Source organism: Brachybacterium sp. YJGR34 (assembly GCF_003347015.1).
Lineage (GTDB): Bacteria > Actinomycetota > Actinomycetes > Actinomycetales > Dermabacteraceae > Brachybacterium.
Map to the genome: position 1 here is coordinate 54800 of NZ_PNFB01000022.1, position 13650 is coordinate 68449.

Consider the following 13650-nt stretch of genomic DNA (forward strand, 5'->3'; position numbering starts at 1 on the left):
CCCGCCCCGGGGCGATGAGCGCACCGGGGCGGCGTCCCGGTGGGCGCGACGGGGTCGGTGCACGGGTCCGGTGTCGCCCGCGGCGGACGTTCTCACCGCGTCTGCAGGTAGCGGTCGAGTTCCTCCTCGACGGTCTCCATCGAGGAGATGGTGAGCGGTCCGCCGAGGTAGCTCGTCACCCAGCGGCCGTGCGCGTGCACGCTCGCCTGCCCGCGCGAGGCCGCCGGCGCATGCGTCGCGGCGGCCGTCGCCGACGACGACGGGAGCTCGGCCACGGCGACGGTCAGCGCGCCGCGCGGGCGGACCGCAGGCCCCGGTTCGCCGAGGACCGTCAGCTGCAGCAGATAGCGGACCCTGCCGTGCTCGGTGCGGCGGAAGACGTGCTCGACGCGCGAGAACACGAAATCGCTGAACGGCATCAGGTGCCCCAGACCACGGAGCCGGTCGACGTCGGACTCCGGGAAGTCCGCGGAAAAGGCATAGCCGTGCTCGTCCGCCCAGGCCGGGAACTCGGCGGCCTGCTGCGCCTGCCGATCGAGCTGACGTCGGTACCTGCGGCGCATCGATCCGTACGCCAGCGCGGCCCCGGCGACGAGGACCAGCACGACGGCGACGATGATTCCGAGGACGACCCCTACCCACGACATCGAGACAGCCTATCGATCCGGGTCACGCGGGGATCGCGCCTCTCGATCGGCAGCCGCCTGCTGCGCGAGGACCCGCTTCGCCGCGATGCGCCCGGCGATCACCGCCACGCTGCAGCACGCGATCACCCAGAACAGGGCGACGCACAGCGTGGCGACGACGGCCGGTACGGCCTCCCCCGGACCCTTGACGACCATCGCGACGGTCATGACCGCGCCGCCGGTGACGAGGCCCGCCGAGGCGGCGAACAACCAGGGGGCGTGCGCGCGGTGCGCGGCCCGCCACGTCGCCTCCGAGGTCCAGAGGAGGCTGCGCAGATCCTGCGCATCCGCCGTCGCGAAGTTCCGCTCCGGCCTGCCCTGTCGCGCCAGCAGCCCGAACAGCAGCATCATCGCCGCGAGCGCGAGCGTCGCGACCACGATCAGGACGCTGCCGGCCGGCCCGAACTCGCTGTCCATGGGTCCACGGTAGAGAACAGGAGGGATCCGAGCGACAGGACGCGGAACTGTTCGGCCGTCGTTCACTCGCCGCGGGCTCGGGTGGATCGAGAGACCGGAGAACCTCGGCAGCAGCGAGCTCGGGCCGAGAGCATCGCCAGGATGACGGGATCCGTCCGTCCGGACGACACGAAAATGACCCCCTGACCTGCGCTCGCGCAGATCAGGGGGTCTCTCGCGTCAGCTCAGAGGTTGAAGCCGATCGCGCGCAGCTGCTCGCGGCCGTCCTCGGTGATCTTCTCCATGCCCCACGGCGGCATCCACACCCAGTTGATGCGGTGGGTCTCCGTGATCGGATCGAGCGCCGCGAAGGTCTGCTCCTCGAGCATCTCGGTGAGCGGGCAGGCGGCGGAGGTCAGGGTCATGTCGACGACGGCGTGGCCGTCCTCGACCGTGACGCCGTAGACGAGCCCGAGGTCGACGACATTGATCCCCAGCTCGGGGTCGATGACGTCCTTCATCGCCTCGATGACGTCCTCGGAGCTCACGGTCGCGTCGGAGGTCTTCTGGTCGGTCATGGCATCCTCCCGATGCGGTGCGGGCGCGCGGCCCGCGGATGGATGGGGTGCCGGCCCGGCCCCGGGAATGCTCCCCGGGCCGGGCCGGCGATCCGGGTCAGCTCCCGGCGCCGACGAGGAAGCGGTCGTAGCCCTCGTTCTCGAGGCGCTCGGCGAGCTCGGGGCCGCCCTCCTCGGCAATCCGGCCGCCGACGAAGACGTGCACGAAGTCGGGCTTCACGTACTGCAGGATGCGGGTGTAGTGCGTGATGAGCATGATGCCCACCTCGGTGTTCTCCTTGACCCGGTTGATGCCGTCGGAGACCACGCGCAGCGCGTCCACGTCGAGGCCGGAGTCGGTCTCGTCGAGGATGGCGATGCCGGGCTTGAGCAGCTCCATCTGCAGGATCTCGTGGCGCTTCTTCTCACCGCCGGAGAAGCCCTCGTTGACGTTGCGCTCGGCGAAGACGGGATCCATGCGGAGTCCGTCCATGGCGCCCTTGACGTCCTTGACCCAGGTGCGCAGCGCAGGGGCCTCGCCGTCGATCGCGGTCTTGGCGGTGCGCAGGAAGTTCGAGACGGTCACACCGGGGACCTCGACGGGGTACTGCATCGCGAGGAAGAGGCCGGCGCGGGCGCGCTCGTCGACGCTCATCTCGAGCACGTCCTCGCCGTCGAGCAGCAGCTCGCCGTCGGTGATCTCGTACTTGGGGTGGCCGGCGACGGCGTAGGCGAGGGTGGACTTGCCCGAGCCGTTGGGGCCCATGATCGCGTGCGTCTCGCCCGACCGGATCGTCAGGTCGACGCCCTTGAGGATCTCCTTGGTGCCCTCGGGGGTCTCGACGGTGGCGTGGAGGTTCTTGATCTCCAGGATCGACATAAGTGGTTCTCCTTGACCAGGGGTGCTGGTGGATTCGTGGGATGGGTGGAGCGCAGGCGCCCCACCCGATGAGTTCAGGGGGAGGTGGTCGCGGTCGGATCCACCAGGATCGAGCCGCTCTCCTCGTCGACCCGGACGGGGAACACCCGCACGGGCAGGACGGCCGGGAGCTGGAGCGGGCGACCGGTGACCAGGTCGAACTGGCTGCCGTGCTTCCAGCACTCGATGGTGCAGCCCTCGACGTCGCCGTCGGAGAGGGCGATCTCGTCGTGCGAGCAGACGTCCTCGAGGGCGTGGACGCCGCCGTCCTCGTCGCGCACCAGGGCGATCTCGATGCCGCCGGCGACGACGTCGAGCGCCGCTCCGGGGGCGAGGTCCGCCAGGGCGGCGACGGGGACGAAGGCGTCGGTCATCAGTTCATGCTCCGCGCGAGCTCGGACTCGATCGAGGCGGTGAGGTGCTCGCGGATCTCCGGGACGTCGATCCGCTGGATCAGCTCGGCGAAGAATCCGCGCACCACGAGGCGGCGGGCCTCCAGCTCGGGGATCCCGCGGGCCCGGAGGTAGAACAGCTGCTCGTCGTCGAAGCGACCGGTGGCGGCGGCATGGCCGGCGCCCTCGATCTCCCCGGTCTCGATCTCGAGGTTCGGCACCGAATCGGCGCGCGCGCCCTCGGTGAGCACCAGGTTGCGGTTGAGCTCGTAGGTGTTGGTGCCCTCGGCCTCCTTGCGGATCAGCACGTCGCCGACCCACACCGAGCGGGCCCGCTTGCCCTGCAGCGCGCCCTTGTAGGCGACGTCGGAGGTGCAGTGCGGTGCGGCATGATCCACGAACAGGCGGTGCTCGAGGAACTGGTCCTCGTCGGAGAAGTACAGGCCGAGGTTCTCGACCTCGCCGCCGGGAGCGGAGAACTCGCCGATCGCGTTGACGCGCACGGCGGAGCCGCCGAGGGAGACCACGATGTGCTTGAGCTTCGCGTCGCGGCCCACACGGGCGTGATGGGTGGCGATGTGCACGGCGTCGTCGTCCCAGTCCTGCAGGGCGATGACGGTCATCTGCGAGTTGTCGCCGACGATCATCTCGACGTTCTGCGCGTACTGCGCGGAGCCGGTGTGGTTGAGCACGAAGGTCGCGGAGGAGGACTCCTCGGTCTCCAGCACGAGGTGGGCGTTGCCGCGCCGCTCGGCGCCGCGCCCGGTGATCTCCACGCGGAACGGCTCGGCCAGGGCCCGGTTCCTCGGAACGACCAGGTGCGTCGCCTGCTCGGTGCGGGCCGAGGCGATCGCGGCGGGGAGGTCCTCGGGCACCAGGGCGGTGCCGCGGGGCGCCTCGCCCGGGGCGAGGACCGAGAGGTCGCGGGCGCCCTCGGGCACCTCGACCTGGTGGTCCAGCGCGGGGTCGCCCTCCCGATCGTCGGTCGGGGCGTCCTCGAAGAGCGCGGCGAAGCGACGCAGCGGGGTGAAGCGCCACTCCTCGATGCCGCTGGTGGGGCGGGGATGCGCCGCCAGGTCGAAGCTGCGGCGACGCGCGCCGCGGTTGAGCGCGGCGCGCTCCCCCGGCAGCGTCAGCGCCTCGTCCTCGAGCTCGGGCGCGGCGGCGGAGGCCGCCCCGTCCAGAGCGGTCCGGGCGGCGGCGGGCGCCGCGCCGGCGGCGTGGCCCACGGTCCCGTTGGTGCTCGGGTCCCCGATGTTCTCGGCACCCTTCAGATCAGCGGTGGTCATCAACCGACTGCTCCTTCCATCTGCAGCTCGATCAGGCGGTTCAGCTCGAGGGCGTACTCCATGGGGAGCTCGCGCGCGATGGGCTCGATGAACCCGCGCACGATCATCGCCATCGCCTCGGTCTCCTCCATGCCGCGGCTCATCAGGTAGAAGAGCTGCTCCTCGGAGACCTTCGAGACGGTGGCCTCGTGGCCCATCTGGACGTCGTCGACGCGCACGTCGACGTAGGGGTAGGTGTCCGTGCGCGAGATCTGGTCCACCAGCAGCGCGTCGCACAGCACCGTGGAGGCGGCGTGCTCCGCACCGGGCATCACCTGGACCAGGCCGCGGTAGGAGGTGCGACCACCGCCACGGGAGACCGACTTGGAGACGATCGAGCTCGTGGTGTGCGGAGCCATGTGGACCATCTTCGAGCCGGTGTCCTGCTGCTGGCCCTCGCCGGCGAAGGCGATGGACAGGGTCTCGCCGCGGGCGTGCTCGCCCATCAGCCAGACCGCCGGGTACTTCATGGTGACCTTCGAGCCGATGTTGCCGTCGACCCACTCCATGACGCCGCCCTGCTCGACCGTGGTGCGCTTGGTGACGAGGTTGTAGACGTTGTTCGACCAGTTCTGGATGGTCGTGTAGCGGACGCGGGCGTCCTTCTTCACGACGATCTCGACGACCGCGCTGTGCAGCGAGTCGGACTTGTAGATCGGGGCGGTGCAGCCCTCGACGTAGTGCACCGAGGAGCCCTCGTCGGCGATGATCAGCGTCCGCTCGAACTGGCCCATGTTCTCGGTGTTGATCCGGAAGTAGGCCTGCAGCGGGATCTCGACGTGCACGCCCTTGGGGACGTAGACGAAGGAGCCGCCCGACCAGACGGCCGTGTTCAGGGCGGAGAACTTGTTGTCGCCGGAGGGGATGACCGTGCCGAAGTACTCCCGGAAGATCTCCGGGTGCTCCTTCAGCGCGGTGTCGGTGTCCAGGAAGATGACTCCCTGCTCCTCGAGGTCCTCGCGGATCTGGTGGTAGACGACCTCGGACTCGTACTGGGCGGCGACGCCGGCGACGAGCCGCTGCTTCTCCGCCTCGGGGATGCCCAGGCGGTCGTAGGTCTCGCGGATGTCCTCAGGCAGGTCCTCCCAGGAGGTGGCCTGCTGCTCGGTGGAGCGGACGAAGTACTTGATGTCGTCGAAGGCGATGCCGGAGAGATCCGGGCCCCAGGTGGGCATGGGCTTCTTGCCGAAGAGCTTGAGGGCCTTCAGGCGGCGCTCGAGCATCCATTCGGGCTCGTTCTTGCGGGCCGAGATGTCGCGCACGACGTCTTCGCTCAGACCGCGGCGCGCGCTGGCACCGGCGGTGTCCTCGTCGTGCCAGCCGTAGGCGTACTGACCCACGGACTCGATGATCTCGTCCTGTGAGAGCTGCTTCTCTGGTGCGCTCGTCATGGTGTCCTTCCCTCGGTGAGCGGAATGTGTGTCGTGCAGGCGTGCGCCCCCTGCGCCAGGGTGGCCAGGCGTTGGACGGGAGCGCCGATGATTCTGGCGATGACTCGCGACTCGGCCTCGCACAGCTCGGGGTGATCTGCGGCGACGTCGAGGACGGGGCAGTGCCCGTGGCACAGCTGGGCCGTCACGAGCGTACGCGGGGTGTCCCTCGGGGACGTGCCGGTGGCGGGGAGGGTGACGTGGAGAGGCCGGACCGTGGTCGCATAGCCCCGCTCGGTCAGCAGCTCGGAGAGCAGCTCGAGCCGACCGGTGAGGCTGACGGTCCCACCCGCCGACTCGACCTCCGCGACGCGCTCGGCCAACCGGCTCTCCCAGTCGGCGACGCGCCGCTCGGCGAGCCGGGCGACGGCCTCGTCCCCGCCGGTGCGGGCCAGCTCCTGGACCGCCATGACGGCCAGCTCGTCGTACCCGCCGGGCAGATCCTCGTGCGCCGAGGGAGAGAGGACGAACGCCTTGCTGGGCCGACCGCGCCCGCGATGGGCGACGGGGACCTCGTGCTCGGCGATGACGCCCTCGTTCTCGAGGGAGGCGAGATGGCGGCGCACGGCCGCGCTGGTGAGCCCGAAACGCTCAGCGAGCTGGCGCGCGGTGATCGGACCGTGGGTCGAGATCGCCTCCACGAGGCGGTCGCGCGTGGTCTGCGCGACGACGGGATCGGTCTCCTGTGCGGTCATCCTGCTTCCTCCCTCCGTCGACCACTGTCGATTTTACAACACGAACCTTTCCAAATAGGGGTGACGGGGTGTGCCGCGCGGCACGAAGGGTCCCCTTACCTGCGGAAACCCTCCCTGACCACCACCCGGAGCCTCACGGGGTTCCCGATAGTCCGCTTTTCAACTACACTGGCGGGGCGAGGCACCACCGTCCACCGCAGCACCGTCCAGGAGGAGCCGCCATGACCGCTGAGGACACCACCGCCCCGTCGACCCCCGACGCCGCGCGCGACGAGCGCTCGCCGTCGCCCGAGCATCCCGATCACTCGACGAGAGGCTCCTACGTGGCCCCGGGCAAGGCCTTCGACCGGGACATGACCTACATCGACGACCGCATCACCGCCGACGGCCGCGACGGCTGGCCGGTCGAGGCCGGTCGCTACCGCCTCATCGCGGCCCGCGCCTGCCCCTGGGCCAACCGCACCCTCATCGTGCGGCGTCTCCTGGGCCTCGAGGACGTCCTCTCGGTGGGCATGCCGGGCCCCACCCACGACAGTCGCTCCTGGACCTTCGACCTCGACGAGGGCGGCGTGGACCCGGTGCTCGGCTACGAGCGCCTGCAGCAGGCCTACTTCGCCCGCTTCCCGGACTATCCGCGCGGCATCACCGTCCCCGCGATCGTCGACATCCCCTCCCGGGCCGTGGTGACCAACGACTTCCAGCGCATCACCCTGGACCTCTCCACCGAGTGGACCACCCACCACCGAGCGGGTGCCCCGGACCTCTATCCCGCATCGCGGCGCGAGGAGATCGACGCCCTGAACCGGTGGCTGCTCCATCGCGTCAACAACGGGGTGTACAAGGTGGGCTTCGCCGGCTCGCAGGAGGTCTACGAGAAGGAGTACCGCGCGCTGTGGGACGCCCTCGACGAGCTCGAGGAGCGACTGGGCCGCAGCCGGTACCTCCTGGGACCCTCGATCACCGAGGCGGACGTGCGCCTGTTCCCCACCCTGATCCGCTTCGACCCCGTCTATGCCGGGCACTTCAAGGCGAACCGTCAGCCCCTGGCGTCCATGCCGAACCTGTGGAACTACACCCGGGACCTGTTCCAGACCCCGGGCTTCGGCGACACCGTGGACTTCGTGCAGATCAAGCGGCACTACTACGTCGTGCACGAGGACATCAACCCCACCGGGATCGTGCCGCTGGGCCCGGACCTCGACGGGCTGACCCAGCAGCACGACCGCGACCGCTTCGCCACTGACACCTGGGGCCCGGGTGGCACCGCCCCCGAGCCGCCGCTCGCGGCGGAGGTCGTCGATCCGCGGCACACCCCGCTGCACGTCCGGGGTCGCTGAACACCGCGCCGACGGGCTCGGCCCGCGGGTCGGAGGCCGCGCCGCCTGCGCGGCGCTCCCGGCACCGTCCCATCGACCGCGCCTACGATGGGGCGGCCATGACATCCCCTTCCTCCGCCGCCCCGGCGCTGCTCGCCCGGGAGCTCACACATTCCTACGGTCCCGTCCGCGCGCTCGACGGCCTCTCCCTGACGGCACGCCGTGGTGAGGTGACCGCTCTGCTGGGGCCCAACGGCGCCGGCAAGACCACCGCCGTCTCCTGCGCCACGGGGCTGCTGCGACCCGCCGCGGGCACCCTCGAGGTGCTGGGGGTCGACCCCTGGCGCGCCGGACCCGAGCACCGGTCCCGGGTGGGCGTGATGATCCAGGACGGCGGGCTCGCCTCCGGCACCACCGCCGGACGACTGCTGCGCTACGGCGCGAGCCTGTACGAGGCGCCGCTGGACGTGGACGAGGTCGCCGAGCACCTCGGGATCGACGCCTTCGCCACCACCCTGGTGCGCCGGCTCTCGGGCGGGCAGCGTCAGCGCCTTGCCCTCGCGCTGGCCATCGTGGGCCGCCCGGAGCTGCTGTTCCTCGACGAGCCGACGGCCGGGATGGATCCCGCGATCCGTCAGCGGGTGCGGCGCCTCATCCGCGCCCTCGCCGAGACCGGCACCGCCGTGGTGCTGACCACCCACATGATGGATGACGTGGTGGGGCTGGCCGATGCGGTCTGCGTGATCGCAGGCGGCCGCACGGTCGCCTCCGGCTCGGTGCAGGAGGTGATCACCGCCCACCACGCCCGGGCCGGTTCGCTCTCGATGCGCCTGGCCGCCCATGGCGTGGATCCCGCCGTCGCTCCCGCCCTCGAAGCCGATCTGCGCGCCGCGGCAGCCCGCCACGGCGCGGATCTCGAGGTCACCGGGGCCGGCGCCGCCGACCTCGAGGCGGTGCTGCTCGACCTCATGGCCGCACCGGCCGACGCCCCCGACGGCGCGCGACCGAGCACCCCGGACGCCGCCGTCGCCGAGGACCAGGAGGACCGATGACCGCCCCCGCTCCCGGCACGGCCGCCGCGCGGCCGGAGCCCCGACCGGCCCCGCGCGGGCGCCGCATCCTCGCCCACGCCGGACTCGAGGCCCGGATCCTGCTGACCAACGGTGAGCAGCTGATCGTGGCGATCCTGCTGCCTGCCATGGTGCTGATCGGGCTGCGCATGCTCCCGATCGGCCGCCTCGACGGCACCGACCCGGTCGACACCGCGCTCGCCGCCGCCCTCGCCACCGCACTGATCTCCACCTCCTTCACCTCCCAGGCGATCCAGACCGGCTTCGACCGCCGCAACGGCGTGCTGCGCTGGGTCGCCACCACACCGCTGGGGCGCGACGGCTACCTGCTCGGCAAGATCCTCGCCACCCTGCTGGTCCAGGTCGTGCAGGTGATCGTGCTCGGGCTGCTCGCCGCGGTCCTGGGCTGGCGCCCCGGGCTGCTCGAGCTGCTGACCCTGGTGCCGATCTGGCTGCTGGGCACGGTCGCCTTCGGCGCGCTGGGGCTGCTGGTGGCCGGGCTGCTGCGCACCGAGGCCGTGCTCGCCGTGTCGAACCTGGTGTTCGTGGTGCTGGTCGCCGCCGGTGGTGTCGCCATCCCGGCCGCCGCCTATCCGCGGCTCCTGCGCGGCCTGGTGGACCTGCTCCCCTCGGGAGCGCTCGGCGACCTCCTGCGCGCCTGCGTGGCGGGCGGCCCGTTCGCGATCGGCTCCGTGGCGGTGCTGCTGCTGTGGGCGGTGGCGGGCTGCCTCGCGGTGCTGCGCTGGTTCCGCTGGACGGACAGCTGAGGGGCGACCGCACACGCCGTGACCTCCGCGGTGCGGGATCAGTCGCATCCGCGCCCCGGGATCAGGGTTCTCCCCGCGCCGGATCCTAGACTCGGGCCCATGCCCACCACGTCCGCACCTGCCGCGTCCCCGCGCGCGCCCGAGCTCTCGGGGCGCTTCACCACGCTCCCCGATCGGCGCCTGACCTCCCTCCCGCCGAGGGTGCGGGGCCGACTGACGGCGATCGCCCTCTGGGGCAATCTGATCGCCCAGATCGGGATCATCCTCTCGGGCGGAGCGGTGCGGCTGACCGGCAGCGGGCTGGGCTGCTCCACCTGGCCCAACTGCGAACCCGGCCAGTTCACCCCCGAGTTCACGATGGCCGCCGGGATCCACCCCTTCGTCGAGTTCGGCAATCGCACCCTCACCGGCGTGGTGAGCTTCTTCGCGATCGCCGTGCTGCTGGTGTCCTGGCGCTGGCTCGCCCACAAGGGCACGAGCTTCCGCGTGCTGTCCTGCCTGCCCCTGGTGGGCACCGGCCTGCAGGCCGGGATCGGCGCCCTCGTGGTCATCGCCGATCTGCACCCGGGACTGGTGAGCCCCCACTTCCTGATCTCGCCGCTGCTCGTGGCGCTGGCGGCGGTGCTCGTGGTGCGCCTGTACGACGGCGACGGCCGCACCCGTCGCGCCGTCCCCGCGGCGGCGCTGCGGGTGTACTTCCCGCTCGCCGCGGTGGGCTTCGTGGTGCTCGTGCTGGGGACGATCGTCACCGGCACCGGCCCGCATTCCGGGGATGCCGGCGACATCACGCGCATCTCGCTGGACCCGGTGCTCGCCTCCCGGATCCACGCGATCGCCGTGTACGTCTTCTGCGCGCTGCTCGCGGCGCTGCTGGTCATCCTGCACCGCGCCCGCTCCCGTCGTGAGGCGGTGGGCGCCGCCTGGTTGCTCGTCGGCCTCACCCTCGCCCAGGGCGTGGTGGGCTACATCCAGTACTTCACGGGCCTGCCCGAGCTGCTCGTGTTCCTCCACCTGCTGGGCGCGGCCCTGTTCGCCGCCGGGATCGCCTGGCTCGGCGCACGGCTGTTCACCTGGCAGCACACCCCCGCTCCCGGCGCCGCCGCACCGGAGAGCTCCGCCCGGACCCCCGCCGACCCCACGGAGACCCGATGATCCTCGGACGCCGACGCCGCGAGTCGACCCTCGACCTGCCCACCCTCGAGCAGGCGCGCCCCGCCGGGGAGTTCGTCGCATCGGTCCTCTCCCACCTGCGCGAGGTCGTGGACGTGGGATGGAACCTGCTGGACGTCGACGCCGAGGCGCATCGGCTGATCCGCGAGGCCGGGGCCACCAGCTGCTACATCGACTACCACCCCGCCTTCGGCGCCTCCCCCTTCGGGCACGTCATCTGCACCTCGGTCAACTCCGGGGTGCTCCACGGACGCCCCTACGACCGCGTCCTCGCCGATGGCGACCTGCTCTCCCTGGACTTCGCCGTCGCGGTGGAGGGCTGGGTGGCGGACTCCTGCCTCACCGTGGCCGTCGGCACCCCGCGGTCCGAGGACCTGCAGCTCATCCGCGACACGGAGCAGGTCATGTGGGCGGGCATCGACCAGGTGCGCGCCGGCGCGACCGTCGGTGACATCGGGCATGCGGTGATGACCGAGGCGCACTCCCTGGGCTACTCGATCAACGACCGCTTCGGCGGGCACGGCGTGGGCCGCACCATGCACGAGGCGCCCTTCGTCCCCAATCACGGCACCCCGGGCGGCGGCGCCGAGCTGGTGGCCGGGCAGCTGATCACGGTCGAGCCGTTCCTGGTGCCCACCACGAGCGAGCTGGTGGTCGACGAGCACGACGGATGGACCCAGCTCTCCGCCGACGGCTCCCGCGGCGCGCACGCCGAGCACACCCTGCAGGTCACCGAGGGCGCGCCGATCGTGCTCACCGCCCGCTCCGACGACCCCTCCCCCCGCAGCTCCCTGGGCTGAGGCTCAGGCGAGGACGGCGCGGAGACCGCGGGCGATGCCCTCCGCGTCGAGGCCGTGCGCGGCGAGGATGTCCGCGCGCGTGCCGTGCGGGACGAACTCCTGCGCCACGCCGAGGGTGCGGACCGCCGGCGCCGGCGCGGAACGGCTGGCACGCTGCGCCAGGCGCACCGCGAGCGCCGCGCCCACGCCCCGCTCGGCGATGCCGTCCTCGACGGTGAGCACCGCTCCGGCCGAGGCCGCGAGGTCGAGCAGGGGTGCGGCCAGCGGCAGCGCCTGCACCGGGTCCAGCACCACGATGTTGGCGCCCTCCCGCTCGCCCTCGAGCCGCGCCGCCGCCTCCACCGCGCTCCCCGCGAGGGGGCCGATGCTCAGCACGAGCGCATCGATCGGCCGCTCGGCGTCCCCGGCGAGGACCTCCCCGGCGGGGATCCGGGCGCGGGTCGGCACCGGGGTGGGACACGCGCCCTTGGGGAAGCGCACCACGGCCGGCCCGTCGAGGGCGAGGGCGGCGGGCACCGCGGTGTCGAGATGGTCGCCGTCGCGCGGCGCCCAGAGGGCGAGACCCGGCACCTGGCAGGCGAGTCCCAGGTCCCAGAGGCCGTGATGGCTGGGCCCGTCCTCCCCGGTCACCCCGGCGCGGTCGAGGGTGATCGTCACGTCCTCGCCGTGCAGGGCGACGTCCAGCAGCAGCTGGTCGACGGCGCGGCCCAGGAAGGTGGCGTAGAGGGCGACCACGGGCTTCGCGCCGCCTCGGGAGAGCCCGGCGGCGGTGTCCAGGGCCAGCTGCTCGGCGATGCCCACGTCCACCACGCGCTCCGGCAGCTCGCGCTGCATCGGCGTGAGGCCCACGGGATCGACCATCGCGGCGCTCAGCGCGAGCACCCGCTCGTCGGCGCGGGCCGCCGAGAGCACCGCGGCGCCCAGGTGGGCGGTCCAGGTGTCGCGCGGCGCCGGGGCGTCGACTGCCGGGTCGACCTCCGCGACGACGGGCGGGGAGATCTCGAACGGACCGGTGGAGTGCCACTGGTCGATCGCATCCGCCTCGGCGCGCTCGAAGCCGGCGCCCTTGCGGGTCACCACGTGCACGAGCACACCGGCGCGGGTGACGTCCTCGGCGGCCTCCCGGGCCCGGCGGAGAACGGCCGCGAGCGCCTCGGGATCATGCCCGTCGACGGGACCGAGATAGGTCAGCCCCAGGGCGGTGAAGACGTCACCACCGGGCCTCACCGCGCCCTCGCGCAGCGCCTGCAGGTGGAGGGCGAGACCGCCGACCGTCGGGGCGTAGGAGCGGGTGTTGTCGTTGAGGACGACGACGGTCCGCGAGCCGACGTCGGCGCCGAGCACGTTGAGCGCCTCGAGCCCCACCCCGCCGGTCAGGGCCCCGTCGCCGATGACGGCGACGGAGGCGCCGGGCTCACCGGCGAGGCGATGGGCGCGGTCGATCCCGTGGGCCCAGGCGATGGATCCCGAGGCGTGGGAGTTCTCGACCACGTCGTGGTCGGACTCGTCCCGGGCGGGGTAGCCGGCCACTCCCCCGGCGCTGCGCAGCCCGGCGAGGTCCGCGCGCCCCGTGAGCATCTTGTGGACGTAGGCCTGATGGCCCGTGTCGAAGACGAGGGCCTCCTGCGGCGAGCGGAACTCGCGGTGCAGGGCCAGGGTCAGCTCGACCACGCCGAGGTTCGGCCCGAGGTGACCGCCGGTGCGGGAGGTGATCTCCACCAGACGGCGGCGCAGGGTGCGGGCGAGGTCCGGCAGGGCGCTAGCGGGCAGAGCGCGCAGCTGCGCCGGATCGGCCGGGAGGGGCGCCGCGGCGGGCTCCGCCGTCGCAGGACCATCGGCGGTCTTCAGGGAGTGCTCCTGAGCGGTCGACACGCGGGATCCTCCAACAGCCTCGGGGGCGGGACCCGTTCAGCGTACGTCCTCGTGACCTGTGCGGACGGCACACATGGTCACATCTGTGCAGATCTTCACCGGGGATTCACGGTTCCTCGCCGCAGTGCGCAACAGGGTGCAGACGGTCCGATCGTGGGTGCAGGAAACGCCTCACGCCGGACCCCGCACAGCGCGACGCGCCCCGGAGCCTGGGGCTCCGGGGCGCGTCGCTGTCGTGCTGTCAGAACGTCA

General features: G+C 72.2%; 14 protein-coding genes. 5 read left to right on the plus strand and 9 right to left on the minus strand.

The window, feature by feature from the left end; genetic code table 11:
* Window positions 1–92 precede the first annotated feature (92 nt).
* From CXH06_RS15610 to CXH06_RS15645, 8 genes are all read right to left on the minus strand, one after another.
* Window positions 93–647, minus strand: coding sequence for a hypothetical protein (locus CXH06_RS15610; RefSeq protein ID WP_114856118.1), 555 nt, complete (start codon window positions 645–647; stop codon window positions 93–95).
* A 9-nt stretch (window positions 648–656) separates the two neighbouring features.
* Window positions 657–1103: a hypothetical protein gene (locus CXH06_RS15615; protein ID WP_114856119.1), complete on the minus strand. Its 447-nt coding sequence runs from the start codon at window positions 1101–1103 to the stop codon at window positions 657–659.
* 224 nt (window positions 1104–1327) lie between these two features.
* Window positions 1328–1660 (minus strand): metal-sulfur cluster assembly factor, encoded by a 333-nt coding sequence (locus tag CXH06_RS15620; protein ID WP_114856120.1) that lies wholly within the window; start codon window positions 1658–1660, stop codon window positions 1328–1330.
* A 97-nt stretch (window positions 1661–1757) separates the two neighbouring features.
* Entirely contained in the window at window positions 1758–2519 is a 762-nt protein-coding gene (gene sufC / locus CXH06_RS15625) for a Fe-S cluster assembly ATPase SufC (RefSeq protein WP_114856121.1), read from the minus strand.
* A gap of 74 nt (window positions 2520–2593) precedes the next feature.
* The gene (locus CXH06_RS15630) at window positions 2594–2932 is read right to left on the minus strand and encodes a non-heme iron oxygenase ferredoxin subunit (RefSeq protein WP_114856122.1); all 339 of its coding nucleotides are present in this window, start codon (window positions 2930–2932) and stop codon (window positions 2594–2596) included.
* Window positions 2932–4239: a Fe-S cluster assembly protein SufD gene (gene sufD, locus CXH06_RS15635; RefSeq protein ID WP_114856123.1), complete on the minus strand. Its 1308-nt coding sequence runs from the start codon at window positions 4237–4239 to the stop codon at window positions 2932–2934. Before sufD ends, CXH06_RS15630 begins: the two co-directional genes overlap by 1 nt.
* Window positions 4239–5669, minus strand: a complete 1431-nt coding sequence (gene sufB, locus CXH06_RS15640; protein ID WP_114856124.1) for a Fe-S cluster assembly protein SufB — start codon at window positions 5667–5669, stop codon at window positions 4239–4241. The genes sufD and sufB overlap by 1 nt, the downstream gene beginning before the upstream one ends.
* The gene (locus tag CXH06_RS15645) at window positions 5666–6403 is read right to left on the minus strand and encodes a metalloregulator ArsR/SmtB family transcription factor (RefSeq protein ID WP_114856125.1); all 738 of its coding nucleotides are present in this window, start codon (window positions 6401–6403) and stop codon (window positions 5666–5668) included. The genes sufB and CXH06_RS15645 overlap by 4 nt, the downstream gene beginning before the upstream one ends.
* 221 nt (window positions 6404–6624) lie before the next feature.
* On the opposite strand from CXH06_RS15645, the gene CXH06_RS15650 reads away from it, so the two are divergent.
* The 5 genes from CXH06_RS15650 (at window position 6625) to map (ending at window position 11526) form a co-directional block, all read left to right on the plus strand.
* A complete protein-coding gene (locus CXH06_RS15650; RefSeq protein WP_114856126.1) occupies window positions 6625–7740 on the plus strand; it encodes a glutathione S-transferase family protein in 1116 nt (371 codons plus the stop codon).
* A 98-nt stretch (window positions 7741–7838) separates the two neighbouring features.
* Complete coding sequence (locus CXH06_RS15655; RefSeq protein WP_114856127.1) at window positions 7839–8771, plus strand: ABC transporter ATP-binding protein; 933 nt, start codon at window positions 7839–7841, stop codon at window positions 8769–8771.
* Entirely contained in the window at window positions 8768–9556 is a 789-nt protein-coding gene (locus CXH06_RS15660; RefSeq protein WP_114856128.1) for an ABC transporter permease, read from the plus strand. Before CXH06_RS15655 ends, CXH06_RS15660 begins: the two co-directional genes overlap by 4 nt.
* A gap of 99 nt (window positions 9557–9655) precedes the next feature.
* Window positions 9656–10708 (plus strand): heme A synthase, encoded by a 1053-nt coding sequence (locus CXH06_RS15665; protein ID WP_157975779.1) that lies wholly within the window; start codon window positions 9656–9658, stop codon window positions 10706–10708.
* Window positions 10705–11526: a type I methionyl aminopeptidase gene (gene map / locus CXH06_RS15670; protein WP_114856129.1), complete on the plus strand. Its 822-nt coding sequence runs from the start codon at window positions 10705–10707 to the stop codon at window positions 11524–11526. The genes CXH06_RS15665 and map overlap by 4 nt, the downstream gene beginning before the upstream one ends.
* A gap of 3 nt (window positions 11527–11529) precedes the next feature.
* On the opposite strand, the gene CXH06_RS15675 is transcribed toward map, so the two are convergent.
* Window positions 11530–13398: a 1-deoxy-D-xylulose-5-phosphate synthase gene (locus tag CXH06_RS15675; protein ID WP_232820390.1), complete on the minus strand. Its 1869-nt coding sequence runs from the start codon at window positions 13396–13398 to the stop codon at window positions 11530–11532.
* Window positions 13399–13650 lie beyond the last annotated feature (252 nt).

What these genes read in the sequence shown, in the direction of transcription:
- map (WP_114856129.1), top strand. Translation starts at nt 10,705, where the DNA reads ATGATCCTCGGACGCCGACGCCGCGAGTCGACCCTCGACCTGCCCACC.
- sufC (WP_114856121.1), bottom strand. Translation starts at nt 2,519, where the DNA reads ATGTCGATCCTGGAGATCAAGAACCTCCACGCCACCGTCGAGACCCCC.
- CXH06_RS15630 (WP_114856122.1), bottom strand. Translation starts at nt 2,932, where the DNA reads ATGACCGACGCCTTCGTCCCCGTCGCCGCCCTGGCGGACCTCGCCCCC.
- CXH06_RS15660 (WP_114856128.1), top strand. Translation starts at nt 8,768, where the DNA reads ATGACCGCCCCCGCTCCCGGCACGGCCGCCGCGCGGCCGGAGCCCCGA.
- CXH06_RS15650 (WP_114856126.1), top strand. Translation starts at nt 6,625, where the DNA reads ATGACCGCTGAGGACACCACCGCCCCGTCGACCCCCGACGCCGCGCGC.
- sufD (WP_114856123.1), bottom strand. Translation starts at nt 4,239, where the DNA reads ATGACCACCGCTGATCTGAAGGGTGCCGAGAACATCGGGGACCCGAGC.
- CXH06_RS15645 (WP_114856125.1), bottom strand. Translation starts at nt 6,403, where the DNA reads ATGACCGCACAGGAGACCGATCCCGTCGTCGCGCAGACCACGCGCGAC.
- CXH06_RS15610 (WP_114856118.1), bottom strand. Translation starts at nt 647, where the DNA reads ATGTCGTGGGTAGGGGTCGTCCTCGGAATCATCGTCGCCGTCGTGCTG.
- CXH06_RS15655 (WP_114856127.1), top strand. Translation starts at nt 7,839, where the DNA reads ATGACATCCCCTTCCTCCGCCGCCCCGGCGCTGCTCGCCCGGGAGCTC.
- CXH06_RS15620 (WP_114856120.1), bottom strand. Translation starts at nt 1,660, where the DNA reads ATGACCGACCAGAAGACCTCCGACGCGACCGTGAGCTCCGAGGACGTC.
- CXH06_RS15615 (WP_114856119.1), bottom strand. Translation starts at nt 1,103, where the DNA reads ATGGACAGCGAGTTCGGGCCGGCCGGCAGCGTCCTGATCGTGGTCGCG.
- CXH06_RS15665 (WP_157975779.1), top strand. Translation starts at nt 9,656, where the DNA reads ATGCCCACCACGTCCGCACCTGCCGCGTCCCCGCGCGCGCCCGAGCTC.
- sufB (WP_114856124.1), bottom strand. Translation starts at nt 5,669, where the DNA reads ATGACGAGCGCACCAGAGAAGCAGCTCTCACAGGACGAGATCATCGAG.